The 24,882-nt window shown below is 74.4% G+C and carries 24 protein-coding genes and 2 tRNA genes; 9 read left to right on the top strand and 17 right to left on the bottom strand.

Features of this window, described 5'->3' with window-relative positions:
* Positions 1-194: 194 nt before the first annotated feature.
* A complete protein-coding gene (locus HPT28_RS16875; RefSeq protein ID WP_219091922.1) occupies positions 195-1,235 on the top strand; it encodes a GlxA family transcriptional regulator in 1,041 nt (346 codons plus the stop codon).
* 116 nt (positions 1,236-1,351) lie between these two features.
* On the opposite strand, the gene ehuA is transcribed toward HPT28_RS16875, so the two are convergent.
* The 4 genes from ehuA to ehuB are packed head-to-tail and all read right to left on the bottom strand — an operon-like array spanning position 1,352 to position 4,473.
* Entirely contained in the window at positions 1,352-2,167 is an 816-nt protein-coding gene (gene ehuA / locus HPT28_RS16870) for an ectoine/hydroxyectoine ABC transporter ATP-binding protein EhuA (RefSeq protein ID WP_219091921.1), read from the bottom strand.
* Positions 2,157-2,804 (bottom strand): ectoine/hydroxyectoine ABC transporter permease subunit EhuD, encoded by a 648-nt coding sequence (gene ehuD / locus HPT28_RS16865; protein WP_219091920.1) that lies wholly within the window; start codon positions 2,802-2,804, stop codon positions 2,157-2,159. The genes ehuA and ehuD overlap by 11 nt, the downstream gene beginning before the upstream one ends.
* A complete protein-coding gene (gene ehuC, locus HPT28_RS16860; protein ID WP_219091919.1) occupies positions 2,801-3,550 on the bottom strand; it encodes an ectoine/hydroxyectoine ABC transporter permease subunit EhuC in 750 nt (249 codons plus the stop codon). The genes ehuD and ehuC overlap by 4 nt, the downstream gene beginning before the upstream one ends.
* Positions 3,547-4,473: an ectoine/hydroxyectoine ABC transporter substrate-binding protein EhuB gene (gene ehuB, locus HPT28_RS16855; RefSeq protein WP_219091918.1), complete on the bottom strand. Its 927-nt coding sequence runs from the start codon at positions 4,471-4,473 to the stop codon at positions 3,547-3,549. The genes ehuC and ehuB overlap by 4 nt, the downstream gene beginning before the upstream one ends.
* A 184-nt stretch (positions 4,474-4,657) precedes the next feature.
* On the opposite strand from ehuB, the gene HPT28_RS16850 reads away from it, so the two are divergent.
* Both HPT28_RS16850 and HPT28_RS16845 read left to right on the top strand, forming a co-directional pair.
* Complete coding sequence (locus tag HPT28_RS16850) at positions 4,658-5,221, top strand: hypothetical protein (RefSeq protein WP_219091917.1); 564 nt, start codon at positions 4,658-4,660, stop codon at positions 5,219-5,221.
* A 33-nt stretch (positions 5,222-5,254) separates the two neighbouring features.
* Positions 5,255-5,328: transfer RNA gene (locus HPT28_RS16845), tRNA-Lys, on the top strand.
* 66 nt (positions 5,329-5,394) lie between these two features.
* On the opposite strand, the gene HPT28_RS16840 is transcribed toward HPT28_RS16845, so the two are convergent.
* The 3 genes from HPT28_RS16840 to HPT28_RS16830 all read right to left on the bottom strand — a co-directional run bounded on the left by HPT28_RS16840 (position 5,395) and on the right by HPT28_RS16830 (position 8,387).
* Complete coding sequence (locus HPT28_RS16840) at positions 5,395-5,895, bottom strand: DUF3830 family protein (RefSeq protein WP_219091916.1); 501 nt, start codon at positions 5,893-5,895, stop codon at positions 5,395-5,397.
* 92 nt (positions 5,896-5,987) lie between these two features.
* Positions 5,988-7,412: an amidase gene (locus tag HPT28_RS16835; RefSeq protein ID WP_219091915.1), complete on the bottom strand. Its 1,425-nt coding sequence runs from the start codon at positions 7,410-7,412 to the stop codon at positions 5,988-5,990.
* Positions 7,413-7,424: 12 nt separating this feature from the next.
* Complete coding sequence (locus HPT28_RS16830; protein ID WP_219091914.1) at positions 7,425-8,387, bottom strand: D-2-hydroxyacid dehydrogenase; 963 nt, start codon at positions 8,385-8,387, stop codon at positions 7,425-7,427.
* Positions 8,388-8,631: 244 nt separating this feature from the next.
* Between HPT28_RS16830 and HPT28_RS16825 the strand changes: the two genes are divergently transcribed.
* On the top strand, positions 8,632-9,552 hold the full coding sequence (locus tag HPT28_RS16825; RefSeq protein WP_219091913.1) for a decarboxylase: 921 nt from the start codon (positions 8,632-8,634) through the stop codon (positions 9,550-9,552).
* A gap of 12 nt (positions 9,553-9,564) precedes the next feature.
* On the top strand, positions 9,565-10,299 hold the full coding sequence (locus HPT28_RS16820; RefSeq protein WP_219091912.1) for a decarboxylase: 735 nt from the start codon (positions 9,565-9,567) through the stop codon (positions 10,297-10,299).
* Positions 10,300-10,351: 52 nt separating this feature from the next.
* Here HPT28_RS16820 and HPT28_RS16815 read toward each other — a convergent pair whose 3' ends face one another.
* On the bottom strand, positions 10,352-12,184 hold the full coding sequence (locus HPT28_RS16815; protein ID WP_219091911.1) for an EAL domain-containing protein: 1,833 nt from the start codon (positions 12,182-12,184) through the stop codon (positions 10,352-10,354).
* A gap of 282 nt (positions 12,185-12,466) precedes the next feature.
* On the opposite strand from HPT28_RS16815, the gene HPT28_RS16810 reads away from it, so the two are divergent.
* The gene (locus tag HPT28_RS16810; protein WP_219091910.1) at positions 12,467-13,747 is read left to right on the top strand and encodes a M6 family metalloprotease domain-containing protein; all 1,281 of its coding nucleotides are present in this window, start codon (positions 12,467-12,469) and stop codon (positions 13,745-13,747) included.
* 133 nt (positions 13,748-13,880) lie between these two features.
* Here HPT28_RS16810 and HPT28_RS16805 read toward each other — a convergent pair.
* The 8 genes from HPT28_RS16805 to HPT28_RS16770 form a co-directional block, all read right to left on the bottom strand.
* A tRNA-Lys gene (locus HPT28_RS16805) sits at positions 13,881-13,954 on the bottom strand.
* A complete protein-coding gene (locus HPT28_RS16800) occupies positions 13,945-14,553 on the bottom strand; it encodes a hypothetical protein (protein ID WP_219091909.1) in 609 nt (202 codons plus the stop codon). Before HPT28_RS16800 ends, HPT28_RS16805 begins: the two co-directional genes overlap by 10 nt.
* 172 nt (positions 14,554-14,725) lie before the next feature.
* A complete protein-coding gene (locus HPT28_RS16795) occupies positions 14,726-15,070 on the bottom strand; it encodes a hypothetical protein (protein ID WP_219091908.1) in 345 nt (114 codons plus the stop codon).
* Between the two features lie 110 nt (positions 15,071-15,180).
* Positions 15,181-16,575, bottom strand: coding sequence for an AAA domain-containing protein (locus HPT28_RS16790; protein WP_219091933.1), 1,395 nt, complete (start codon positions 16,573-16,575; stop codon positions 15,181-15,183).
* Between the two features lie 8 nt (positions 16,576-16,583).
* Positions 16,584-18,089: a hypothetical protein gene (locus tag HPT28_RS16785; protein WP_219091907.1), complete on the bottom strand. Its 1,506-nt coding sequence runs from the start codon at positions 18,087-18,089 to the stop codon at positions 16,584-16,586.
* Positions 18,086-19,267, bottom strand: coding sequence for a hypothetical protein (locus HPT28_RS16780; RefSeq protein WP_308119314.1), 1,182 nt, complete (start codon positions 19,265-19,267; stop codon positions 18,086-18,088). The genes HPT28_RS16785 and HPT28_RS16780 overlap by 4 nt, the downstream gene beginning before the upstream one ends.
* 145 nt (positions 19,268-19,412) lie before the next feature.
* Positions 19,413-19,784: a cupin domain-containing protein gene (locus HPT28_RS16775; protein ID WP_219091906.1), complete on the bottom strand. Its 372-nt coding sequence runs from the start codon at positions 19,782-19,784 to the stop codon at positions 19,413-19,415.
* 118 nt (positions 19,785-19,902) lie between these two features.
* A complete protein-coding gene (locus HPT28_RS16770) occupies positions 19,903-21,471 on the bottom strand; it encodes a hypothetical protein (protein WP_374226975.1) in 1,569 nt (522 codons plus the stop codon).
* 230 nt (positions 21,472-21,701) lie between these two features.
* Here HPT28_RS16770 and HPT28_RS16765 point away from each other — a divergent pair, with 230 nt between their 5' ends.
* From HPT28_RS16765 to HPT28_RS16755, 3 genes are all read left to right on the top strand, one after another.
* Positions 21,702-22,109 carry a hypothetical protein gene (locus HPT28_RS16765; RefSeq protein WP_374226976.1) on the top strand — a complete coding sequence of 136 codons (408 nt, stop codon included), beginning with the start codon at positions 21,702-21,704 and terminating at the stop codon, positions 22,107-22,109.
* Positions 22,110-22,184: 75 nt separating this feature from the next.
* Complete coding sequence (locus HPT28_RS16760) at positions 22,185-23,063, top strand: spermidine synthase (RefSeq protein WP_219091905.1); 879 nt, start codon at positions 22,185-22,187, stop codon at positions 23,061-23,063.
* 525 nt (positions 23,064-23,588) lie between these two features.
* The gene (locus HPT28_RS16755; RefSeq protein WP_219091904.1) at positions 23,589-24,155 is read left to right on the top strand and encodes a murein hydrolase activator EnvC; all 567 of its coding nucleotides are present in this window, start codon (positions 23,589-23,591) and stop codon (positions 24,153-24,155) included.
* Positions 24,156-24,176: 21 nt separating this feature from the next.
* On the opposite strand, the gene HPT28_RS16750 is transcribed toward HPT28_RS16755, so the two are convergent.
* Complete coding sequence (locus HPT28_RS16750) at positions 24,177-24,845, bottom strand: TetR/AcrR family transcriptional regulator (protein WP_219091903.1); 669 nt, start codon at positions 24,843-24,845, stop codon at positions 24,177-24,179.
* Between the last annotated feature and the right edge of the window lie 37 nt (positions 24,846-24,882).

The raw sequence follows: 24,882 nt of genomic DNA, 5'->3' as shown, positions 1-24,882 counted from the left end.
AGCCGTCCGCGGCGCCGGGCCGCGCGGGCGCGGGCCGGCTCGCCGGCAGGGCCGCCGGCAGCGTCGTCGGCCCGTTCGCCGGCCGGGTCTCGGGGAGCGTTTCGGGGGAGGTCGGGCACGTCATGCTCCGATGTTCGGCTCCGGTGGGTCGCCGAACGAGTGGCCCGATGGCCATGATGTGAAAGAATCGGGCCATGCGTGCGGTCACGACGTCCCCGAACCGACGGCCCGGCGGCGGAGCGCGGCGGCACCGGGTCGCCGTCCTCGTCCGGCACGGGCTGCTGCCCGTCGAGCTGGGCATCGTGCACCGGCTGTTCGGCACGGCCGAGGCGCCCGACGGCACCCTGCTGTACGACGTGGCCACCTGCGCCCTGGAACCCGGGGCGGTCCGCACCGACACCGACTTCACCCTCGGCGTCGCCCACGGCCCCCAGGCCCTGGAGGACGCCGACACCGTCGTCGTACCGGCCGCCGAGGAGGACTACGTCCGCGACCACGCCGGTCTGGACCCCGCCCTGCGGGCCGCGCTCGGCCGCGTCCGGCCGGGCACGCGTACCGCCTCGATCTGCACCGGAGCCTTCGTGCTGGCCGCCGCCGGGCTGCTCGACGGCCGCCGGGCGACGACGCACTGGCGCTCGGCCCGGCAGTTCCGCTCGCTGTTCCCGGCCGTGCGCCTCGACCCCGACGTCCTCTACACCGACGACGCCGGCGTGCTCACCTCCGCCGGGGTGGCCGCGGGCGTCGACCTGTGCCTGCACATGATCCGGTGCGACCACGGGACGGCGGTGGCCAACGCGGTCGCCCGGCGCTCGGTCGTCCCGCCGCACCGGGAGGGCGGCCAGGCGCAGTTCATCCAGCGGCCGGTGCCCCGGGAGCTGGGGGAGGGCTCGACGGTGCGGGCGCGGGCCTGGGCGGCGGAACGGCTCCACGAGCCCCTCACGCTCAGGGACCTGGCCGCGCGGGAGGCGATGAGCGTGCGGACCTTCACCCGGCGCTTCCGGGAGGAGGTCGGCGTCTCGCCGGGCCAGTGGCTGACGCAGCAGCGCGTCCAGCGGGCCCGGCACCTGCTGGAGGAGAGCGACCTCCCGGTGGACCGGGTCGCCGCCGAGGCGGGCTTCGGCTCGGCCGTCTCCCTGCGGCAGCACCTGCACGCGGCCCTGGGCGTCTCACCGAGCGCCTACCGGACGACGTTCCGGGTCGGCGCGGCGCGGGAGCCCGACCCCGGGGACGGCTGAACCCGCGCGGTCGGCCGGGCCCGAGCCGCCGGGGCCTGAAAGCGGCTGAGCGCGCGGCCCCGGCGGGGGTCGCGCGCTCAGCCGACGGTGGCCCGTGCGGGCCGGGAGCACGGTGCTCAGAGAACGGCGCTCAGGAACTCCCGGGTGCGCTCGTTCTCGGGCTCGTTGAACATCTGCTCCGGCGGACCGGACTCGATGACACGGCCCTCGTTGAACATCATCACGCAGTCCGAGATGTCCCGGGCGAAGCCCATCTCGTGGGTGACGCAGAGCATGGTGATGTCCGTGGTGTGCGCGATGTCCCGCAGGACGTCCAGCACACCGGCGACCAGCTCCGGGTCCAGCGCCGAGGTGACCTCGTCCAGCAGCAGCACCTGCGGGCGCATCGCCAGCGCCCGGGCGATGGCCACGCGCTGCTGCTGACCGCCCGAGAGCTGGGTCGGGTACTTGTCGATGTGCTCGGTCAGGCCCACGAGCTCCAGCAGACCGCGGGCCCGCTCCTCGGCCTCGTCCTTGGACAGCCCCAGCACGTGCACCGGCGCCTCGGTGATGTTGCGCAGCACCTTCATGTTGGGGAACAGGTTGAACTGCTGGAAGACCATGCCGATCTTCTTGCGCACCTCGCGGGTGTGCTTCTCGCCCGCCGGCACGAGCTTGCCCCCGCGCTGTTCGTGCGTGAGGTAGTCGCCGTCGACGGTGATGGTGCCCTCGTCGGGCTTCAGCAGGGTCATGAGCAGCCGCAGGATCGTCGTCTTGCCGGAGCCGGACGGTCCGATGAGCGTGACGTGCTTGCCCGCGTCGACCTTGAACTCGAGGTTGTCCAGAACGACGTTGTCGCCGAACCGCTTGGTGACGCCTGCGAAACGGATCAGCTCGCTGCCGCTCGCTCTCGTGGCGGGGGCTTCCTGGCTGTTGGTGATGTCACTGGACAAGACGACGCTCCAGGGCTCGGATCAGAAGGGAGGCCGGGTAGGCGATGAGGATGAAGGCGACGCCCACCACCGTGTAGGCCTCGAAGGTGAAGGTCTCGTTGCTGAAGGCGCGGGCCTCGCCCAGCATCTCGAAGGCGCCGATGACGGCGATCATCGGCGAGTCCTTCAGCATCGCGACGACGTAGTTGCCGAGGGCGGGGACCACTCGGCGGATGGCCTGCGGCAGGATCACCGACGTCCACGTGTGGCGGCGCGGCAGGCTCAGCGCGGTGGCCGCCTCCCACTGGCCCACCGGGACGCCGTCGATGCCGGCGCGGTACACCTCGGCGGTGTAGGTGGAGTAGTGCAGGCCGAGGCCGACGATGCCGGTGGTCAGCGCGGACATCGAGATGCCCATCTCGGGGACCACGTAGAACAGGAAGAACAGCTGCACCAGCAGCGGGGTGTTGCGGATGAACTCGGTGACCGCGGTCACCGGCCAGCTGATCCACTTCTGGTGCGAGCGCTGCGCGATGGCCCACACCAGACCGAGGGTGAAGGCCACGAGCGAGCCGAGGGCCAGCGCCTGGAGGGTGACGAGCACCCCGTCCCAGAAGCGCGGCATGAAGTCGCTGACGACGTCCCAGTCCCAGTTCATCCCAGGCCTCCTGCGGTGCCGGTCTTGGCCTGTGCCGACTCACCCTCGGCGTCGAGCTTGCGGGTGAACAGCTCGGACAGCGCCCCCTTCTTCGGGGTCTGCCCCAGGCCGGCCTTCGCGCGGCGCTCCACCAGACGCATGCCGCGCGTGAGGACGAAGGCGATGACGAAGTAGGAGAACAGGAGCAGGGTGTAGGCGGGTGCGCTCTCGTTGGAGGCCAGCCGGGAGAGGTTCCCGGCGAAGGTCATGTCCGCCACCGAGATGACCGAGACGAGGGCGGTGCCCTTCAGCAGCTCGATGAGCAGGTTGTTGAAGGGCGGGACCATCTCCGGCCACGCCTGCGGCAGCTCGATGCGGCGCAGCCGCTGGCCCTTGGTGAAGCTCAGGGCGATGCCCGCCTCACGCTGCCCGGCCGCGACGGCCGCCAGCGAACCGCGGACGATCTCCGAGCCGTAGGCGCCGTAGGTGAGTCCCAGCGCCACCACGCCCGCCGCCATCGGCACGAACTGCCAGCCGAACATCAGCGGGAAGGCGAAGGCCATCCACAGCATGAAGATCAGCGCGGAGGTGCCGCGGAAGATCTCGAAGTAGGTGCCGGCGAGGAACCGCACGATCCACAGGTCGTGGGTGCGGGCGATGCCGACGACGAAGGCCACGGCCCCGGCCAGGGCGGCGCTGTACAGCGTCACCTGGATGGTGATCCAGACACCGGGAAGGAACCACTCGGTGAAGATGCCTGAGCTCATGCGCACAGCTCCTCTGCGGTGAGGTCGGTCATCTCCGCGCGGGTGAACCCGTAGGGCTCGACGATCTGCAGCAGCTCCTTGTAGTCGTCCTCCTTGAGCTTGTGCAGCTCCCGGTTGAACGCGTCGCGGAGGTTCTTCTCGGAGAGCCGGAACGCGAAGCCGCCGGCGCCGTAGGCCGGCTCGCCCCCCAGTGTCGGCTGGAACGGCTCGGTGCCGTCGGCCCGGTCGTTGCCCTTGACGACGGCCTGCACGGTGATGTTCGTGCCGGCGAAGGCATCCACCCGGCCCTGCACGACGGCGTCGAGACCGGCGACCTGGTCGGGCAGGATCAGGATGTCGCTGATGCCGGCGTCCTTCGCGTAGGCCACCTCCGCGTAGGCCTCGCCGCTCGCCAGCCGGAGCCCCTGCTCCTTGACGTCCTGGTAGGTCCGGATGTTCTTCGGGTTGCCCTCGGGGACGATGAACGCGTCCAGCATGAGGTAGTCCGGGTCGGAGAACAGGACCTGCGCGCAGCGCGTGGGGTTGATGTACATCCCCGCGGACACGCAGTCGAACTGCTGTGCCTGGAGCCCCGGGATCAGCGCGCTGAACTCCGTGGGCACCGGCTCGATGTTCGGCACACCGAGCCGTTGGAAAATCACCTTGGCGATGTCCGGAGCCTCGCCGGCCGCCTCCCCTTCGGAGTTGATGTAACCGAACGGCGGCTCGCTGGCGATGCCGACCCGGACGGTGCCCCGGTCACGCAGTCTCTCCAGGAGATCGCCGCCCTCCACTTTCCCCTCGGCAGGTGCCTTGCTGCACCCGGCTGCACCCAGGAGGCCCAACGCCGCCGTCCCGCCGAGCAGGGCGCGGCGGCTGATGGGTCTTCTCCCGATGCCACGGAATTCGCTCAATGTCTGGAACTTCCTCGGTGGTGGAGCCATGGGCGCGCGGCTACCCAAACGCTATGAAGATATGCCCGCTACTTTCGGCCGCCGATCCTTCCGGTACTCCGTTCGGACGATGGGACGTTGGGCCACGGGCGCGCCACCGGGCGACGGGACCGGCCGGGCGCGGCCGGGTGCGGCCTCCCTGGGGTGAAACAGTGGCTATGTCATGATTTGGGTCATGCGGACGTCCTGGCACGGCGACGACACCCCGGCCGCTTCCACCACCCCGGCAGGCGCCGGCCCGGCGCGGCCCACGGCCGACGCCCGTGCGGGCCGGCTCCTGCTGGCCTTCCGGCACGGCAACCAACTCGCGTTCGACGCCGCTCTCGACGGGCTGGACTGCGACGAGAACACCCGCGACCTCGTCGCGTCCCTGTGCCGGGTGGCCAACGACTGCGTCCGCGGCGCGTACCCGGCGGAGGCGGGCGACCGCAGGCTGCGCCGACTGGCCGCCTCCGACGCCTCCGGAGCCGTGGCCGGGCGGGGCGGGCGCTGGGTCGAGACCGCCGAGGACGCGGCCCCGCACGTGGCCGTCCTCATCGAGGCCGTCGACCAGAACGACACCGAGGCCGTGCAGGACCTCGTGCGCGCCACCCCGGACACCACCTTCGTCCTCGGGAAACTGGTGCACGCCGTGGCGCTGCTGCTCCCGTCCGTCCCGCCGCAGTACCTGCGCCGCGTGCTGGCGGAGCTGCGGGACCGCGACGCCGCCTGGTCATCGGCGCCCCAGGACATCGGGTAGAGTTTCCTCCCGCCGGTCACCGCACCGGCGCGGGCGCCGCTAGCTCAGTTGGTTAGAGCAGCTGACTCTTAATCAGCGGGTCCGGGGTTCGAGTCCCTGGCGGCGTACAGCGATCTGAGGCCCCTGCCGACGGCAGGGGCCTCATCCGTGTGCCCCGAAGGGCGCGGGTCGCGCTACGCGCGCCGGAAGGAGAGCGTCTCGCCGATCGCCCCCGCCCGCCACAGGTCCTGGCAGGCGTCGGCCATCCGGTCCAGGCCGTCGATGACGCTGCCCCACACGATCCCGGGCACCCAGCCGGCGTCCCCGTTGATGAGCAGGTTGTTCCGCTCGTAGAACAGCGCCAGGTCGACCACGGTGGGCCGGCCCTGGTGCCGGGCGTCGGTCTCGTAGCCGTAGGACGAGGTACCGAGCTGGACCTCGGTGAAGGTGAAGTAGCAGAGGTCGCCCGGGATGGGGGTGATCGTCGGGTTCTCCAGCGGCGGCTCCTGCGGGGCGAACGGGGGCACCAGGGCGTAGATCTCGTTCCGCGCGTACTTGGCGTGGTAGACGTCGCCGCCGAGCGGGAGCGCGTCCCACACCGCCGCGCAGGTGATCGGCGCGCGGTCGTCCAGCAGCCGGGCGGTGCAGCGCACTCCGCGCTTGTCGAGCGCCACCTCGATGAAGCGGTCGGCCATCGTGACTCCTTAGGAGGTCATGCCCCCGGCCCGGGGCCGGGGGAGGAACGAACGGGAGCGGCGGGGCCGCGGAAACGGGCCCGGAGCGGCACTCAGGAGCGGACGGGCGACTCGGTGAGCAGGGGCGGCGGGGGCAGCTCCGGCAGCCCGGCGCCGTACAGGGCGTGCGCGGCACGCAGGACGAGCGCGTCCGCGTGCCGGGCGGCCACGAGCTGGACGCCGATGGGGAGCCCGGCGTCGTCCAGCCCGCAGGGCAGGCTCGCCGCGGGCTGCTGGGTCAGGTTGAAGGGATAGCTGAAGGGCGTCCACCCGGTCCACCTCGTGTGGGGCGAGCCCTTGGGCACCTCGACGCCGCGCTCGAAGGCCGTATCCGGCATCGTCGGCGTCACGAGCAGGTCGTACCGCTGGTGGAAGGCGCCGAGCCGGGCGCCGAGGGCCATCCGCACGTCCACGGCCGCGAGGTAGTCCAGTGCCGAGGAGCGGGCACCCTGTTCGATGACCTCCCGCAGCCCCGGGTCGAGCCGGGCGCGCTGTTCCTCGTCGAGCCCCTGGGTGACGCGTGCGGCGCCGCTGAACCACAGGACGTGGAAGGCCTCGACCGGGTCCTCGAACCCGGGGTCGGCCTCCTCCACCCGGGCGCCGAGCTCCGCCAGCCGCTCCACGGCCCGCCGGACGGCGGCGGCGACCTGGGGCTCGACGGCGACCCGGCCGCCGAAGTCGGGGGAGTAGGCGATCCGCAGCCCGGCCACGCCCCCGGCGAGCTGGTCCCGGAAGTTGCCGGGGTAGGGCGCGAGGGCGGACCAGTCCCGCGGGTCCGCGCCACCGATGACGTCCAGGAGGAGGGCCGCGTCGGCGGCGTCCCGGGTCAGCGGGCCGACGTGGGCGAGGGTGCCGAAGGCGCTCGCCGGGTACAGCGGCACCCGCCCGTAGGTCGGCTTGAGCGCGAAGGTCCCGCTGAAGGACGCCGGGATGCGTACCGATCCACCGCCGTCGGTGCCCAGGGCCAGCGGCCCGGCGCCGAGGGCGACGGCCGCCGCGGCGCCGCCGCTGGAGCCGCCGGCCGTGCGGTCGGGGGCGTACGGGTTGCCGGTGGAGCCGTGCCGCGGGCTGTCGGTGACGCCCTTCCAGGCGAACTCCGGTGTCGTCGTCTTGCCCAGGAACACCGCGCCGTGTTCGCGCAGCCGGGCGACCGAGGGCGCGTCCTCCTCCCACGGCCCGGCGTCGGAGATCGTCCACGAGCCCTTGTAGGTGGGCGCGCCGCGTTGCAGCAGGATGTCCTTGACCGTGACCGGGACGCCGTCCACCAGGCCGGCCGGCGCGCCGCGCCGCCAGCGCTCGGCGGAGGCCCGCGCCGCCTCCAGCGCGGTGTCCCCGTAGATCCGGACGAAGGCGTTCACCCGCGGGTCGACGGCCTCGGCACGCTCCAGCGCCGCGCGCGTCGCCTCCACGGGTGAGAAGTCGCCCGCGGCGTAGCCCGCCACGAGCTGGGCCGCCGTCAGGGCGGTGAGATCGGTCAACGCGTCCTCCCGTCAGTGTGCCGGGACGTACCCCAGCTTCTTGTCGACGATGTTGAGCGGCGGCTTGCCCGCGGCCCAGCGGTCGAAGTTGTCGCAGAACTGTTCGGCGAGGTCGGCCCGCCAGCCGAGGGTGTCGCCGCTCATGTGCGGGGAGATCCACAGGCCCGGCACCTGCCACAGGGGGCTGTCGGGGGTGAGTGGCTCCTCGTCGAGGACGTCCAGGGCCGCGGCCCGCAGCCGCCCGGCCGCCAGCGCGTCGACGAGGTCGGCGGTGACCACGTGCGCGCCCCGGCCGATGTTGACGAAGGCCGCCCCGGACCGCATACGGGCGAAGGCGGCCGCGTCGAACAGGCCCTCCGTCGCGGGGGTGAGGGGCGCGGCGCACACGACCCAGTCGGCCGTGGGGAGAAGATCGTGCAGGGTTTCCGCTCCGTGTACCCGGCCGAATTCCGCGTCCCCCTCCCGGGCGGTGCGGCCGACGAGTTCCACTCTGACACCCAGTGCCAGCAGAGTTCGGCCGATGGCCCTTCCGATCGGCCCGGAACCGACCACCACGGCCCGCGTTCCGCCCAGCCGTATTGTCTCCCGGTGCCGCCACTGCCGGGCGCGCTGCAATTCCCAGGTGCCGAGGAAATCCTTGGCCATTGCCAGGACCAGTCCGGCGACGTATTCCGCGATGGGCTGGTCGAAGACCCCGCGGGCATTGGTGATCATCACATCGGAGTCCGCCAGCTCCGGCAGGAGCCGGTCCACCCCGGCGCTCGCCGTGTGCACCCAGCCCGGCCGCGGGCCCTCGCCCGGCCACGCCTCTCTCACCGCGTCGGAAAGGAAGTTCCACACCAGCAGGACGTCCGCCTCGGGCAGTAGTTCGGCGAGGCCCGCCTCGTCGGAGTGGAGCACCCGGGCGCGCCCGGCGAGCCGGCCGAGGTCCGGCGGCGGGTCGTCGTCGAGCACCAGGACACGGGGTTCTGACATGGGTGGGAAACCTCTTCGAAACGGGTCGGTGTTTCACTCGAAGGCCTACCCAAAGGTCTGCCCGAAGCTCGGCCGGAGTACAGCCTTCGAGGGAAGGATTGACCACGGTAGGGATCGGAAACTACCTTCGTCAACAAAGGCATCTGCCCCTGCGTCTCCGGCTTTCGGCCGGCTTCGAGGTTTTCACCTCTCCTTGCTCCTTGTTGCGGCCATCGGCCATCCCTGCGTGTGTGAGGGGCCCGCAATGGATGTCTCGTTTCTCGGCGGTCCTGAACCGCAGCGCGGTGTGGGAATCGTGGCGCCGTTCGATTTCGCGTTGGACCGCGAACTGTGGCGCTGGGTCCCCGACGACGTCTCCCTGCACCTGACCCGAACACCCTTCGTCCCCGTCGAGGTGAGTCTCGACCTCGCGCGGCTGGTCAGCGAGCACGCCACGCTCCGCGAGGCCGTCCAGGCGCTCACCGCCGTCTCCCCCGAGGTCGTCGCCTACGCCTGCACCTCCGGCTCCTTCGTCGGCGGCCAGGCCGGCGAGGTGGCGATGTCCTACGCCATGAGCCAGGCCGGGGAGACGCCCGCGCTCACCACCTCCGGCGCGCTGCTCGAAGCCCTCCAGGAGATCGGCGCCCGGCGCGTCGCCCTCGTGACCCCGTACACGAAGTCCGTCACCGACTCCCTGGAGGAGTACCTGGGCGAGGCGGGCATCGAGGTCACCGGGCGCTGCTACCTGGGCCTGACCCGGGAGATCTGGCGCGTGCCGTACCGGGACGTCACCGGCATGGCCCGGGAGGCGACGGCGGAGGGCGAGCCGGACGCCCTCTTCATCAGCTGCACCAACCTCCCCACCTATGACGCCATCCCGCAGCTGGAGGCGGAGTTGCGCATGCCGGTGCTCTCCGCCAACCAGGTGACGGTCTGGTCGGCGCTGCGCCGCATCGGCAAGCAGGCCGTCGGCCCCTACCAGGCGCTGCTCGACCCCGTCGCCAGATCGGGACCGGCCGCGATGTCCGGGCTGCCGGCCCCGGCGGCCCCCGAGCCCCCGGCCCCGGAGGCGGAGGTGGCCCTGGCCGGCTCGGCCCTCCCGGGCCCCGAGCCCGAGTTCTCCGACCCGCTCACCGAACCCCCCGGCCCCGACGACCTGACGGGCGGCCAGCCGCCCCCCGTCTGACAGGAGCAGTCCATGCAGAAAGCCGCCCAGCACTCCGTGGGATTCCTCTACCCCGGGTACTCAGCCGAGGACGACTACCCCCGGCTGGAGGGCATCCTCCGGAAGGCCGGGGCCGATGTCGCGCTCCCGCTCGTCCACACCGACATCGGTGAGGACGCCCACCGGGTCGACGCACTCCTGGAGATGGGCTCCGCCGACCGGCTGGCCGACGGCATGGCGGCGCTGTCCGGGCGGGGCGCCCGGACGGTCGTGTGGGCCTGTACCAGCGCCAGCTTCGTCTTCGGCTGGGAGGGCGCGCACGAGCAGGTGCGCACCCTCTCCGCCGTCGGCGGGCTGCCCGCGTCCAGCACGTCCTTCGCGTTCGTCCACGCCGTGCGGGCCCTCGGCCTCCAGCGGGTCGCCATCGCGGCCACCTACCCGACCGACGTGGCCGAGTACTTCGCCGCCTTCCTGAAGGCGGCGGGCATCGAGGTCGTCTCGCTGCGCGGCAGCGGCATCATCACGGCGGCGGAGGTGGGCACCTGGGGCCGCTCCGAGGTGCTGGAGATGGCGACGTCGGGGGACCACGCCGCGGCCGAGGCGGTGCTGCTTCCGGACACGGCCCTGCACAGCGCCGAGCACCTGCCGGTGCTGGAGGCGGTGCTGGGCAAGCCGGTGCTCACCGCGAACCAGGTCAGCGTCTGGGAGGGCCTGCGGTTGGCCGAACTGTCGGTGCGGACCGAGGCGCTGGGCGCCCTCTTCCGCTGATCCACCGAGCATCCCGGGCCGGTCGCCCCGGAGCCCCCCGGGGCGTCCCCGCTCACGTCCGGCGTTCGGCGCCTCGTGCCCTGCGGCCCGCGTCCTGCGACACGACGTTCCCGCGCGGCGCCTCCTGCGGGGCCGATGCGAGGAGCGCGGAGATCCGCTCCGGCGCGACCGGCTTGGAGTAGTGCCAGCCCTGCCCGGTGTCGCACCCGATGCGGCGCAGCCGCTCCGCCTGCACCGGGCCCTCCACGCACTCCGCGGTGACGGTCAGCCCCAGCTTGTGGGCCAGGTCCACGAGGGAGGCCACGATCGTCTCGTCCGCCCGGTCGGTGCGGCCGGACTGACCGGCCTGGAAGCCGCGCACGAACATGCCGTCCAGCTTCAGCGCCCGCACGGGCAGCCGGCTCAGGTAGGCGAGGTTCGAGTAACCGGTGCCGAAGTCGTCGATGGCGATGCGCACCCCCATCTCGGAGAGCGCCTGCAGGGCCCGCACCGGGCGGCCCCCGGAGCCCATGACCTCGTTCTCGGTCAGTTCGAGCTGGAGCAGCCCCGGCGGCAGCCCGGTCTCCTCCAGGACGTCGGCGACGTCGGTCACGAGGTCGGAGTCCCACACCTGCCGCACGGCGACGTTCACGGACACGTAGATCGGCAGCCCGGGGTGCCGCAGCTGCCAGCCCCGGGCCTGGCGGCACGATTCGGCGAGCGCCCAGCGGCCGAGCGGCACGATGGCCCCGTTCTCCTCCGCGAGCCCGATGAACTCCTTGGGACCCAGCGTGCCGAACCGCGGATGCCGCCAGCGCACGAGCGCCTCCACCCCGCGCAGCGTCTCGTCCGAGAGCCCGACGATCGGCTGGAACTCCAGGGCGAACTCGCCCCGGTCGACGGCGGGCCGCAGCATGCTGGAGAGGGCCTGGCGGGTCATCCGATGGGCGTTGCGCTCGGGGTCGAACAGCGTCCAGCGGGCCTTGCCGTCGGCCTTGGCCCAGTACAGCGTGGTGTCGGCCGCCTGCATCAGCTCCGTGGGCCCGGTCCCGGCGGACGGACGCTCGACGACGCCGATGCTGGCCGAGATCGTGTGCCGCTGGCCGGCGAGCCGGAACGGCCGCTGGAGCGCCCGGAGTACGGCGTCGGCCAGGTCCGTGAGCTGCTGCGTCCCGGTGGAGCCCTCGACGAGCAGGGCGAACTCGTCCCCGCCGAGCCGGGCGACGAGGTGTCCGCCGCGCGGCCCGGCCGCACACTGGACCAGCCGACGGCCGACCAGGTCGAGCAGCTCGTCTCCGACGCGGTGCCCGAGGGTGTCGTTGACGGCCTTGAAGCCGTCCAGGTCGAGATAGCACAGCCCGACACGCCCGGTCGCGCTCTCGGCGAGTGCGGTGGCCAGCCGTTCGAAGAACAGCGACCGGTTGGGCAGCCGGGTCACCGGGTCGTGCATCTCCAGATGGCGCAGCCGCTCCCGCAGTTCGCGGTACTCGCTCACGTCGGCGACCGTGAGCACGGCCGCCGGGCCGGGCGGACCGGCGGACACCAGGCCGACCTCCGCCCACCGGAGCGCACCCTCGGGGTGCTTGAGCCGCCGGGTGCAGCGCATCTCCGCGCGCTCGCCGCGCAGGACGGCGGCACAGGCGGCGCGGGTGCGGCGGTCGAGGCCGAGCGGGGCCAGCTCGGTCACCGGAAGGCCGACCAGGGACTGGGCGGAGGCGTCCAGTAGCTGGGCGAAGGCCGGGTTGACGGCGGAGATGCGCCCGGAGCGGTCGACGAGCGCCATCGCCAGCCGGGCACTGTCGAACGCGACGCGGAAGCCCACCTCGCGGTGACCGTCCGTAGCGACGCGGGGCGCTGCTCCGGTGGCGTTCGGGTCGCCACCCGGCGCGTCCAGGGTTGCGTTCACCGATCGCTCCCGGAGGGGTTCGTCACTGGAAAGTCAGCCGATCATAGGGGCTTACGCGGCGGACAGGCCAGCACGGACCGGAGCTGGGACACCCGCCGAGGGGACGGCCGCGCACGCCAGTACGAGCACCGGGGTGATCGCGCCGGAACAGTGAAGTGATTACGCACGGTGAAGTCATGGCCATGACCCACCCGGCCTAGTCCAGCAGGACGATCAGTGGAATATCGGCCCACAGTGGACGAAGTGCCGGCAACCCGACCGGGTCTGTCCTCGGAGGTCCCTGTGCGATCGACGCCTCCCACGCCGCCCGCGCACCCGCCGCGCCGCGCGGCGCGCGGTGGGCTCCCGCGCCGTGCGGCAGCCCGCCGCGCGGCCTCGGTGCTCACCGTGCTCACCGCCGTCGTCGGCACCTCGTCGTTCGCCGGGCCCACCACCGGCCGCCCGGCCGCCCCGCCGTGCGCCCTGCAGCGCACGGACGCCCACCACTCGCTCGGACTGGACACCTGGAACGACGCCTACGTGCGCCCCGAGCGGACCGTCGACGCGATGATGGTCTTCCTCTCCTTCCCCGACGCGCCTCCGCTGACCTCCCCGAGCCAGCTCGCCGCCGACCACTTCCCCGCCACCGGGAACTTCTTCGAGCGCGCCTCCTACGGCCGGCTCGACCTGCGCCTGCACGCCACGCCCCGCTGGACGCGCATGCCCAAGCCCGCCCACGCCTACGGAATAGCGCGGGACTGGGACGCGGAGGGCCGGGCGGCCTTCGTGCGCGACGCCCTCGCCGTCACCGACCCGGGCGTCGACTTCGGCGACTACGACCTCGTCTACTTCGTCGCCGACCCCGACGCCCCCGGCGTCGACTCCGACGCGACGAAGGTCGTGAACTTCCGCGAGCCCATCACCGTCGACGGCACCGAGCTCCGCCGCATCGTGACCGTGTTCGAACGGTTCCCGGCCGACCGCAACGTCCTCGCCCACGAGACGGGCCACGTCTTCGACCTGCCCGACCTCTACAACCGTCCACACGACGGCAAGGGGGACTGGGACACCTACGTCGGCGACTGGGACCTGATGGGCAGCCAGTTCGGGCTGGCTCCCGACCCCTTCGGCTGGCACAAGTGGAAGCTGGGCTGGCTCGACGCCGAGCACGTCGACTGCGTCGGCTCGCCCGGCACCAGCCTGCACTCCCTCCAGCCGCTCGGCCGCACCCCCGTGCGGCGGGGCCATGCCGCCGGGACCCGGCTCGCCGCCGTGCGCACCGGTCCGAACGAGGTGCTCGCCGTCGAGGTCCGCGAGCCGCTCGGCAACGACGCCCGGGTGTGCCGCGGCGGGGTGCTGGTCTACCGGGTACGCAGCGACACCGCCTCGGCCGGCGGGCCCGTCGAGGTGCTCGACGGCCACCCCGAGTCCTCGGCCTGCCGCACCACCTCCGTCCACCCGCCGCTCGCCGACGCCCCGCTCGGCGTGGGGGAGACCCTCTCGGTGGACGACGGCGCGGTGCGGGTCACCGTGCTGGACCGCTCCGTGACCGGAGAGTGGGCGGTACGCATCACCCGGCGCTGAGCCCGCGGCTGGGTCACGGGCTGGCTCGCTGGACTGGCTTCGGGGCCGAAAGGGCTGGTCAGGGCATTGGCGCCGAGGCTTTTGGAGCATGCGCGAAGGCCCCCCGCCATCGCGGAGGGCCTTCGGCCGTCTGTGCGCCGCCAGGGACTCGAACCCCGGACCCGCTGATTAAGAGTCAGCTGCTCTAACCAACTGAGCTAGCGGCGCCTGCTGACGTCGTAGACCTTAACACCCGCATCGCCCCGAGCGGAAATCGATAGCCCGCGACCCCCCTCCCGACCAGCGCGGACCGCCCGCACGGCCGCCCACAGCAGGTCTCGCGGGCCCGGCAGCCGGCCCCCGTGCGGGGTGGGCGGCACCAGCCAGCGCGAACCGGCCGCCCCCGCGCCCTCCCCGGGGAGTGGTGGAGCCGGCACGGGGACGACGTCCCCCGGCCCGTAGCCCAGCAGCGGCGGGATCCTCTCGACGTCGTGTCTGCCCTGCCACTCCTCCCAGCGCAGCAGTGCGGGCAGCCGACGGGCCGTGCCGGGCGCGGCGAGGAAGAGCACCCGCCCCTGTTGGACGGCGACCGGGCCGGCGCCCGCCAGCTGCTCCGCCATGCGGCGCCCGAACACCGCGGGCGCGCTCACCGCGTCGAACACGGTGCCGCAGGGAAGCGGCTGCGCCCGTTCCGGGAAGGCCGCCCACAGCGCGCGGACGCTGCGGGGGAACGGGCTCGCCGCGGCCGGCCAGTCCGGACCCGCGGCGGCGTGGGCGTCGGTGCTGCTGTGGGGGGTGGCGAGGTCGTCGCAGAAGGGGGTAGTCATGACATTCAGATGTACCGTGCGTATCCGCTCGGTCACGGTATCTGTGGGAAACCCCCGCGCCGCCTCGCGCGATGCGCTACTCTACGCACGCGCGTCACGCCCACGTGTGACGGTCTCGGCTGACGGTCCACGCCTCGGGGCGCGCCCCGGGGCCGCTGCGAGGGAACCCTCGTCAGGGTGTCTCGGCGGACTGCTCGATGAGCTGCTTGCCGAAGGCGATCATGCGGCGCGTGTAGTCCTCCGTCCACTCCGCCCGGTCCGCGATGGCGGCGTCCGGCAGCTTGTCGAACCGCTTCGGGTCGGCGAGCTGGGCGGCGGCCATCGCCTGGTACTCCACGGCCCGGTCGGCGGCCGCCTGGAAGGCGAGCGCCAGCTCCGTCGACCGGGACAGCAACTCCCGAGGATCGCTGATCGACTCCAGGTCGAAGAAGTGCTCCGCGTCCTCCGCCGCGGCGGCAGGCTCGAAGAGCAGCGGCGCGGGCCGCCGAGGGTGGGGAGCCGGCTCCGGCTCGGGCATGAACGTACCTCCACGTCGTAGACCACCGTCCATTGTCCCGCGAACCCCCGTGCGCTGTCTGCCCCCGCCCGGCCGGCACCGCTCCGGGCCGCCCCGCCGGGCGCGGGCGCTCAGCCCCCGGCGGGGACCCGGTGGGCCGCCAGCTCCGCCAGGACCTCCTGCTGGGCGGCCCAGCCGTCCGGGAACGCCACCTCCACCCCGAGCCGCACCGGGTCGGCCGACGGATGGTCGTCCAGCAGCTCCGCCACGCCCGCGCGGCACACGACGACGCAGGCGTGCCGGTGCCGGGACGCCAGCACGCACAGCCGCCCCGTCTCCAGGTGGAAGGCCGTGGCGTCGGGCCGGCCCGACAGCGGGTGCAAGACCACCGTGACGTCGTACTCCCGGCCCTGGAGCCGGTTGGCCGTGTCCACCGTGACGCCCGCCACGCCCCGCCCGGCCAGCGCGGCGCGGACGGCCGCCGCCTGGTCCCGGTGCGCGGTCCCGACCGCGACCCGGTCCGCGGTGAGCGGCACCGGCTCCGGGCGGCCGCGCTCGTCCGTCGTCACCCCGCCGCGCTCCAGCAGCCGCCGCACGACGTCGGCCACCGCCGCCACCGCCTCCGGGTCGGTACGCGGCGTGTGCCGGGCGGGCAGCTCCAGCAGCCCCCACCCGGAGCCCGCCGCCTCGTCCAGCACCCGGTCCACCGGCGAGCCGTCCGAGCGTGCGGTGAAGCCCAGCGTCCGATCGCCCGGGCCGGTGCCGCTGCGGAACGGCGTGAAGGGGTAGAAGGCACGGGACACCAGCGGCGCGGCGGAGGCCGGCAGCCGCCAGGACACCGGAAGCCGGTGCTGCGGCAGCTCCGGGTGATGGGCCAGCAGCGCGGAGACGGCACTGGCCGAAGGGTCGTACGTCAGCCCCGCCCACTGCTCGGTGCCCACCTGGCTGAACGGGTCGAGCTGGCCCGGGTCGCCGACGAACAGGGCCCGCTCGAACAGCCGGGCCACGGCCAGCAGCGCGTCGGACCGCATCTGGTAGGCCTCGTCGACGATGGCGTGCTCCCAGCGCTGCCCGTCCGCGCCGCCCTGCACGAACGCCCACTTCATCGCGGTGGAGACGACGACGGCCTGCCCGGCCAGGTCCGCGGGCTTCGCCGAGGCCCGCACCTGGGCGTGCCGGTCCAGGGCCGGGTCGTAGCGGGTGTCGTTGCTGTGCAGCCGCCCGACGGGCAGCTCCGGGTCGGCGGTGGCCAAGCGGTCGACGAGGTCGTCCACCTGGGCGTTCGTCTGCGCGACGATCATCAGCGGGCGGCCCGCCGCGGCGAGCTCCCGGGCGGCGCGGACGACGAGCGTCGACTTGCCCGCGCCCGGCGGCGAGTTCACCACGACGCCGCGTTCCCGCCCGTGCAGCGCGTCCGCGAGGATCGCCCTGGTGGCGGCGTCCGCGGCCGCCCCCGGGTCCCCCGCCTCGGGGGCCCCGGGCTCGGCGGCCCCCGGGCCGGGGGCGTTCTCTCCCTGCTCTTCCAGCGCGATCGTCACACCAGGTCCTCTCCGGTGACGGGGTCGGGCGGTTCGACCCGTGCCGGGTCGGGCGGGCCGCCGTGGGTCCACGGGGTGTCCTCCGGTTCGGGCAGGTCGGGGCCGCTCCGCGGGTTGTGGTCGAACAGCGTCCAGCACACCGTCTCACCCGGTTCGGGAACCGAACCGGGCGCCGGCTCCCGGCCGCGGCCCATCCCGTTCGTCAGCCGCACGGTGACGAGCCCGGGCCCCGGAGCGGCCACGCACTCGCCCTGCTGCGACGTCCCGTCCGCGCGCGCACGCCACACCCGCACGCCCTCGCCGAACTGGGCGTCGTCCTGGGTGGCGAGGGTGACCAGAGGGCGCGGCATCGGGCGCTTGCCGGTCGAGTAGGCGGACTCGACCTCCGTCACGGTGCCGCTGAACGCCTCCCCCGCGAGCCTCCGCGCGGCCATCACCAGCGGGTCGTCCAAGGCCTCCTGCGCGGACAACCGCGCCTGGTCGCGCTCGCGTGCGGCGAGTTTGCGGGCGGCCGTCACCGCGTCGTCCCGCCGGGGCTGCGGCGGCTCCCCGGCACGCAGCCGGTCCCGGTGGGCGGTGTAGGACCAGCGGTCGCCCTCCCACCGCCGGGCGACGCGCTCCCCGGGCGGCAGCGCCCGCAGCAGCGCAAGCGCCTCCCACACCGCGTCCCAGGTCGGCCGGAGCTGCCCGGCCAGCAGCTCGGCGATCTCGTCCTCGGCGCCGCGCACCCCCGCGTCGTAGCGGGCGACGGCGGGGGCGAGGAGCCGGTTGTCGAAGGCCGGGTCGGTGGCCGGGCCGGCGGGCGGCAGCAGCAGCTGGCCGGCGGCGTCGCGCGCCGTCTCCGCCCGCAGAGCCGCCTCGGGGCCCGCCGCGCCGTCCTCCCGCAGCCAGGCGAGCAGCGCGCCCAGGTGCTGGTCCTCCAGGGGGCTCTGCCCCGTCGCCCAGTGCCGGGTCAGCAGGTCGGTGACGGCCAGGAGCAGCGAGGAGCCGGGCACCCGGGACCGTTCGCCGTAGTGGCTGAGCCAGCGGCCGAGCAGCGGCACGCGGGCGGGCGCCGGATACGCCGCCTCCGGGTCCTCCTCGGCCGTCCTGCGGAACCGCATCGACCGGCCCAGCAGCCGGACCAGGGCCACGCCCCCGGAGTTGGGGACGAGGAGCTGCGGGGCGTCCAGGCAGAGCTCGGTCTCCTCCCCGGAGCGGCGGGCGACGGTCTCGACCTCGTCCTGCCCCGCCTCCAGGTGCGGCAGCATGACCTCGGCCAGCTCGGCGAGGAAGCGGAAGCGCAGGTCCCGGTCGCGCGGCTGCGGGACGGTGAGGAGTACCGGCTCCGCCGCGTCCGTCCCCACCAGCGCGGCCAGCGGGGCCCCGGCCTCGCCCGCCGTGGTCAGCGGCACGAACACCAGCGGCCGCTCGGCCAGATGGCGGTGGCGCACGGTGGTCAGCGGCCGGGCCCGTCCCGCCGCGGCGGCCTCGACCCGGGCCAGCGTGGCCAGCAGCGTCATCGCGGACCTCCCGCCTGCGCGCGGGCGGCCGCCAGCGCCTCGGCCCGCAGCCCCGCGGCCCGGCGCAGTGCGGCGACGGCCGGGTCCTCCTCGCCGTCCGTGTCGTGGCCCTCGCCGTGGCCGGCGCAGCTCCCGCCGTGGGCGGCGCTGAGGACCTCGGCGAGGGTGCCGAGGGAGCCCAGCTCCCCGCGCACGGCCCGGCCGAGCACCGTCACCTCGCCCGCCTCGCGGGCCGCCGCCCGGCAGTGGAAGGCCAGCTCGCAGGAGGCGAGGCACTCGGGCGCGTAGGTCGCGGGCACCTGGGCGACGGCCTCGGCCAGCTCGGCGCCGGGCAGGTCGACGTCGAAGGTGACGCCGGGCGGCAGCGTGGCGGCGATGTCCGCGAGCCGGGTCAGCCGCGTGAGCTGCCGCCGGACGGCCGCGCGCTGCCGCCGCAGGTCCACGGCGGCGGCCGTCGGCAGGTTGGAGAAGTCCTTCGGGCACACCAGCAGGACGACGTCCGCGACCCGCCCCGGGGCGGCGGGCTCCTCCAGCGCCAGCGTGTAGACGGCGGCCTGCCGCACGGCGGCGCCGACCTTGGCCGGGTCCGCGGCGCCGTCCAGGATCGGGAACGACTTGACCTCGACCACCGTCCGGGTGCCGTCGGGCGAGACGACGAGGGCGTCCGGCTCCAGGTGTACCGGCGCGTCGGCCACCCGCAGCTCCAGCATCGGGTGCACCAGGACCGTCCACACGCCGGGGCCGGCGGCGTCCGCCTCTTCCAGGGCGAGCGTGGTGCGGGCGGCGCGGCCGACGGGACCGTCGGCCGTGAGATCCGGCACCTCGACGGCGAGCGGCTCGGGGGAGCCGTCCGCCGTGGCGGCGCGCAGCATGCGGACCAGCTCCGCGCCGCCGTCGGCGTGCACCCGGGACTCGAACGCGTGGCCGCGGGTGAAGGCGAACTGGGACTGGCCGAACGGTGCCGGGGAGCCCAGGGCGCGGGCCAGTGCCGTCTTGTCCACCCCCGCTCCGTCGAGCAGGGCGCGGCGGCGGCACCCGGGGTTGGCGGTCAGCGCGGCCAGCGCCCTGGCGTCCAGTGGGCGGGGCGGGTGGACGGCTCCGCGCAGCTCGGCCAGCCGCTGCCGCAGCGGCGCCGACGCGCCCGCCGTCCGGGGCGGGGCAGGGTTCACGTGCGTCACCCGGGGCAGTCTGGCATCCCCCACGGACAGCCGGACCGCGCCCGCCCCCTCCACGCCCCGCCGCACGGCCCGGGCCGGCCGCGCCGAGCACAGACCGGGGCCCGGTCGGCCGCCCGGCCGACCGGGCCCCGGTGTGGCCGACGGATCAGGAACCCGACGGCTTCGCGTAGTCGCCGAACCCGGCCCAGTCGAGCATGACGCACGCCTCGTCGCCGAGCACCCAGGCGTCGTGTCCGGGCTCGATGCTCACGAACTCGCCCGGCCCGACCTCGGCGGTCTCGCCGTCGTCCATGACGATCTTCATCCGCCCGCTCAGGCAGTACCCGACGTGTGCCGCCTGGCAGCTGTCCGTGCCCGCGATGGGCTTGACGTGCTGGGACCACCGCCAGCCCGGCTCGAAAATCGCCTGTCCCACCGGTCCCTGAGGCGTCTGGAGCAGATCCAGCTCGCCCTTGCTCTCCTCGAACGGCCGCCGCTCGTCCGCCGCCGCGAAGGTCTTGTGCACGATCCCGGCCATGATCATCTGCCTCCCGGGAGAGAACGCTTCCGTCCCCGAGCCACCATCCAGGCTACCGGCGCCGGGGGTGCGCCGCAGGGCCCCGGCGCACCCCCGGCGCTCGTCCGCCTAACCGGCTTCAGGTGCCGCGTACGCCCTCCAGGAAGTCGAGGACGTGCGGTTCGCGCTGGTGCGGCAGGAGCCGGGCGGCCGTGCGGCGCAGCATCGTGCGGATGCGGGTGGAGTGCACCGAGGCCAGCAGGTCCAGCGCCCGCAGCCCCTGCGCCGCCGCCTCCTCCGGAGCGCGGCTCGCCGCCAGGTCGTCGGCCAGCTCCGCCGTGAACAGCGCCCTGTTGCGGGCGAAGTGCGGCGGCTGCAGCTCGACCGCACGCCGCGCGCACACGCTCGCCCGGCCGAAGTCGCCGAGCGCAGCCCAGCACTGGGCCTCCAGCCCGGCCAGCTCGGCCTCGCCGAAGAAGGTCATCCACTCCGGGTCGGTGTCGGAGGGCCCGTGGGCGAACAGGTCGTGCGCCCGGCCCAGCGCCTCCTGGCAGCCGGACCGGTCGCCCAGCCCGCTGCGTCCGCCGGCCTCACGCAGGCTGAGCAGCGCCAGCAGCCGCGGCGAGCCCAGCCCGGCCGCGGCGAGTTGGCCGGCCTGGGCGGCCCGCACGGCCTCCCGGGGGCGGCCCGCGTCCCGGGCCAGGAACGCGGTGTTGCAGAAGGCGTGCGCCTCCAGGCCCGGGTCTCCAGCGACCCGCGCTGTGGCGAGCGCCTCCGCGTAGTGTGAACGGGCGTCCTCCAGTTGACCCGAGTCATGGGCCAGCCAGCCGACGGAGATGGCCAGTTCACCGGCGCCCGAGTGCAGCCGGTCGGCCACGGACTGGCGGCGGATGCCGGTGTCGAGCAGCCGGTAGGCGCCTCGCAGGGCCGTACCGGCGCGCTGGAAGAGGCTGTCGGCGCCGTGCTGGTCGTCCAGCAGCCTGATGTGTCGTACCGCCTGTTCGACGGCGTGGGCCTCGCTCTCTCCCGCCCTCGTGGGCAGGTCGGGGGTGGCCAGGGCTTCGGCCGGTCCCGGGCCCAGGCCCAGGGACGCGGCGAGTGCGGCGGGGCCGCCGGTCATGAACGCGCGACGCAGCACGTCGCTCTCCTCGTCGGTGTGGAAAAGGGTCTCGGCGAGACGGGGCGCGAAGAGCCCGGCCGTCACCTCCGGCGCGTCCGGTTCCCCTGAGGACGCGCGCGGTCCTGCGGCTGCCGTGTCACCTTCGTGCCTCCCCCGTTCCCGCGCTCCCCGGCCTCGGACGGCTTCGCGCGGGGCGAAGCCCAGGTCCGCCAGCGTCCGCCCGGGGAACATGTGCAAGAACACACGTTCATAGGCGTAGTTGGGGCAGCGGATCGCACCGGCCTCCACCCGTCCGATGTACCGGGCGTCGCACGATACCTGCTCTCCGATCTCGCGTGCCGCCCGGCGGACGGCGGCGGCGAACTCGCTGGGCGAGCGGCTGCCGCGCAGCCTCCGGAAGGCGGTGTTGGGCCGCGTCGCAGGCTGCTGACGGGCTGGTGCCGCCGGGGCGGGGACCGTTGTCGCGGAGCCCGCCTGCTCCGGTCCCGCGGGCCCGGAGGGCGCGGGGTCCGGGGGCCGCGCGGACGCGGAACGCGAGGACGTGGAAGATGACGTAGAAGGTGACGACGCCATGCCCGGAAGGTACATCTCGTGACAGGGCGGCCATGCGGGGTTTGCCGACAAACGGCATATCCCACCCGCGTTCTGCCATGAAGTGCCATCCTTTGCCGCCGCACCCGCCGTAGCCCCCCGTGTGCGCCGGACGTTGATTCCGTTACCAAGTCAGCGCGTATGGCGGAGGGGTGGTCTCCTTGCTGGACACCGACGGCCCGCGAATCACGGCACACTCCGGTGCGGCACCGGGCCGGAGGCCGGACATCGTCCGGTCGGGCACCGCACGCACCGACGTCGTCCGGCCCAGGCTGGCCCGGCCGGTGCCGGGCGAACCCTGCGATCTGGTGACGGTCCCGGCGCGGGAGGGGCTGGAGGCCGCCGACATCCTGCGGCTGTGGGACGGCGTCGGGCCCGTCCTGCACGACGGCGGCGGCACCACCCTGGGCTTCCTCGTGCCGCCGGGCACCGCGGACGGCTGGGACGTGCCCGGCAGTGCCTGCGCCCGGGCGAGCATGCCGCCCGGGCGGGCCGTCGACGCCCCGCCCGTCCCGGGCGCCCGCTGGCTGGTGCCGCCGGAGCGGGCCTATGTCCCGGCCACCGATCCGGCGCTCCTACGCGCCGCCCTGCGCGAGGCGGCCCACGTCATCGACGCCGCCGACCGCCAGCGTTAGGTCCCGTCCGGCGGCCCGCGCCGGACGCGGCCGGGGCGCCGCCGGTGCCGAGGCCGCGTCCGGGATACTGGCGGTATGGGTAGAAGGGCAGGTCAGCGGCGGCGGGGTGGCCGGGAGACGGTGAGTGCGCGGGTCGGCGGCGGTCTCGCCCGGCTGGTGCCGGAGCCCGACCGTCCGCGGGGCTGGACGCTCACCCTCGACGACGCCCCCCAGTCGTGCGTGGATCTGGACGACCCGACGTATCTGGGCTTCTCCTACCAGCGCCGCCTCGGGCACGCGCTCGACGTGGCCCTGGCCGCGGCGCCGGGGCGCCCGGTGCGGGCCGTCCACCTCGGTGGGGGCGCGTGCACGCTGGCCCGCTACGTGGCCGCGGCCCGGCCGCGCTCCACCCAGCAGGTGATCGAGGTGGACACCGAGCTGACCGCCTTCGTGCGGGAGTGGTTGCCGTGGGACGCCGGCTGGCGCATCCGGGTCCGGGGCGCGGACGCCCGGGCGGGGCTGGCGCGGATTCCGGACGGCTGGGCGGACGTGGTCATCGCCGACGTCTTCTCCGGCGCACGGACCCCGGCCCATCTGGGCACTACCGAGTTCCAGGCGGAGGTACGCCGCGTCCTCGCGCCGGACGGCCTGTACGCGGCCAACGTGACGGACGGGGCGTCGCTGGCGTATCTGCGCGGACAGCTGGCCACCGCGCTGGCGGTCTTCGCCGAGGTGTGTGTCACGGCCGACCCGGCGGTGCTGCGCGGGAGCCGGTTCGGCAACGCCGTCCTGCTCGCCGCCGACCGGCCGCTGCCCGTGGCCGAGCTGACGCGGCGGGCCGCCGGCGACCCGCACCCGGGCCGGCTCCAGCACGGCCGGGAGCTCGCCGACTTCACCGGCGGGGCCCGGCCCGTCACGGACGCCGACGCCCGGCCCTCGCCGTCGCCTCCGCCGGACGTCTTCTCCGGCCGCTGACGGGGCCGTCGACGGGCCGACGTCCTCGCGGTGCGGCCCCGCGGCCCGGCGCCGGCACCCCGGCCGGGGTCGACGCCGCCCGAACCCATCTCACGTCCCGCAGTGCCTCTGGCCGATGGGGAGGGAGGTTCCCCTGGGAGATGGCGTGCGGAGGGCAACAACGGTTCCGGGCAGGAGTGCCTGAGCTCTGTTCAGGAGGTGGGACCGACCGGCGCCCGCTGAGTCGGCGCAAGCCGACGGAGGAGGCTGGGCGAGCCAGGGGTTGGGGCTTCACGCCGCCATGTGCCCCGCTTGCGCCGGGGCACTGCGGGGGTGCGCTGCCTGCGTGGCCTGCCGGAACCGATGTTGACGTGGCGCCAGCCCGGTTCCTGACCTGGCGCCCAGTCAGAATCCGCGTCGGCGCTGACACCCACGTGACGGCGACCGCTGGTCCGTTCGGCCGACCATCGGCGTGGCTGAGGGTGCGAACGCGCCGGGCCGTCGGGATGCTCGCAGTGACGACATCACGACGAGGAGGTCGGTCTCATGCCCGGTACGTCTGGCTCCCGGTTCGCGCGCCTCGCCTCCCGGCGGGCGGTGCTGCGCTGCGGCGTGCTCACCGCACTGGGGTGCGTCCCGGCCCTGGGAGCCGTCCGCCTGGCCTCGGCGGAGGAGAGCCCGGAGTCCCCGCGCGCGGCCGGGCGGCCCTGGGCCCGCCCGCTGGCCGGGCATCACCGGGTCTCCGCCCACTACGGCATCCCCGGAGACTGGCTCGCCGGTCATCACACGGGGATCGACTTCGCCGTCGACAGCGGCACGCCGGTGCACGCGGTGGGTACCGGAACAGTTGATTCCGCCGGTGCCCTGGGGGACTACGGCCAAGCGGTCGTCATCCGGCTGGCGGACGGTCACTTCGCCCTGTACGCCCACCTCTCCCGGATCGGGGTCCGCGCCGGGCAGCGGGTGGCCGGGGGCGAGGACATCGCCCACACCGGGGCGACCGGCCGCGTCACGGGGCCGCACCTGCACTTCGAGATCCGCACCACACGCGACTACGGCACCGACGTCGACCCGGTGCGCTACCTGGCCGACCGGGGCGTCTCCATCCTCTGAGCCGCGGCTCGGGGTGCGGGGTCAGTCGTCGGCGGGCGCGGTGCCCGGGGCCGCGCTGGCGGCGAAGGCGCCGCGGGCGAGCCGGTGGAGGAGCGCGGCGGTCACCGAGGCGTCCGGGAGCGCGGCGGGGCGACTGAGCCGGGGTGTGGAGTTCAGCAGGCCGAAGACCGCGTGGACGGCGGCCCGAGCCTCCGGCTCCGCCAGCTCGGGGTGGACCTCGCGGACGACGGACACCCACAGCTCCACGTACTCGCGCTGGAGACGGCGCACCCGCTTGCGGTCGTCGTCGCGCAGCCGGTCGAGCTCCCGGTCGTGCAGGGTGATCAGCGCCCGGTCGTTGAGGGCGAAGTCGATGTGCCCGGCGATCAGGGCGTCGAGCGCGGCCTCCGCGGGGGAGCCGGCGGCGACGGCCTCCTCCAAGCGCTGCCGACCGCCCTCGTGCAGCCGCTCGCTGATGCCGACGAGCAGTTCGGCGAGCATCGCGTCCTTCCCGGCGAAGTGCCGGTAGAGCCCCGGACCGCTGATGCCGACGGCGGCGCCTATCTCGTCGACGCCGACGCCGTGGAACCCGCGCTCCGCGAAGAGCCGTGCCGCCTCGCCCAGGATCTGCTCGCGCCGGCTGACGCGCTCGGTGCGGGCGGATGCGGCGGGCGCCGTGGCTCTGGGGTCTGCGGGGGTCTCCGTGCTCATGGAGGCAATTCTAGACAGCCCCGTTAGCGGGCGTTAA

The sequence above is a fragment of the Streptomyces sp. JJ38 genome (genome assembly GCF_019303475.1).
Taxonomy (GTDB): Bacteria; Actinomycetota; Actinomycetes; order Streptomycetales; family Streptomycetaceae; genus Streptomyces.
This window is presented reverse-complemented; position numbering and strand designations above follow the sequence as displayed.

Bases quoted from the DNA above. Each gene is read 5' to 3' on its own strand.
- HPT28_RS16875 (WP_219091922.1), top strand. From the start codon at position 195: ATGCGTGCGGTCACGACGTCCCCGAACCGACGGCCCGGCGGCGGAGCG.
- ehuD (WP_219091920.1), bottom strand. From the start codon at position 2,804: ATGAACTGGGACTGGGACGTCGTCAGCGACTTCATGCCGCGCTTCTGG.
- ehuC (WP_219091919.1), bottom strand. From the start codon at position 3,550: ATGAGCTCAGGCATCTTCACCGAGTGGTTCCTTCCCGGTGTCTGGATC.
- ehuB (WP_219091918.1), bottom strand. From the start codon at position 4,473: ATGGCTCCACCACCGAGGAAGTTCCAGACATTGAGCGAATTCCGTGGC.
- HPT28_RS16850 (WP_219091917.1), top strand. From the start codon at position 4,658: ATGCGGACGTCCTGGCACGGCGACGACACCCCGGCCGCTTCCACCACC.
- HPT28_RS16840 (WP_219091916.1), bottom strand. From the start codon at position 5,895: ATGGCCGACCGCTTCATCGAGGTGGCGCTCGACAAGCGCGGAGTGCGC.
- HPT28_RS16830 (WP_219091914.1), bottom strand. From the start codon at position 8,387: ATGTCAGAACCCCGTGTCCTGGTGCTCGACGACGACCCGCCGCCGGAC.
- HPT28_RS16825 (WP_219091913.1), top strand. From the start codon at position 8,632: ATGGATGTCTCGTTTCTCGGCGGTCCTGAACCGCAGCGCGGTGTGGGA.
- HPT28_RS16820 (WP_219091912.1), top strand. From the start codon at position 9,565: ATGCAGAAAGCCGCCCAGCACTCCGTGGGATTCCTCTACCCCGGGTAC.
- HPT28_RS16800 (WP_219091909.1), bottom strand. From the start codon at position 14,553: ATGACTACCCCCTTCTGCGACGACCTCGCCACCCCCCACAGCAGCACC.
- HPT28_RS16795 (WP_219091908.1), bottom strand. From the start codon at position 15,070: ATGCCCGAGCCGGAGCCGGCTCCCCACCCTCGGCGGCCCGCGCCGCTG.
- HPT28_RS16785 (WP_219091907.1), bottom strand. From the start codon at position 18,089: ATGACGCTGCTGGCCACGCTGGCCCGGGTCGAGGCCGCCGCGGCGGGA.
- HPT28_RS16775 (WP_219091906.1), bottom strand. From the start codon at position 19,784: ATGGCCGGGATCGTGCACAAGACCTTCGCGGCGGCGGACGAGCGGCGG.
- HPT28_RS16770 (WP_374226975.1), bottom strand. From the start codon at position 21,471: ATGTACCTTCCGGGCATGGCGTCGTCACCTTCTACGTCATCTTCCACG.
- HPT28_RS16760 (WP_219091905.1), top strand. From the start codon at position 22,185: ATGGGTAGAAGGGCAGGTCAGCGGCGGCGGGGTGGCCGGGAGACGGTG.
- HPT28_RS16755 (WP_219091904.1), top strand. From the start codon at position 23,589: ATGCCCGGTACGTCTGGCTCCCGGTTCGCGCGCCTCGCCTCCCGGCGG.
- HPT28_RS16750 (WP_219091903.1), bottom strand. From the start codon at position 24,845: ATGAGCACGGAGACCCCCGCAGACCCCAGAGCCACGGCGCCCGCCGCA.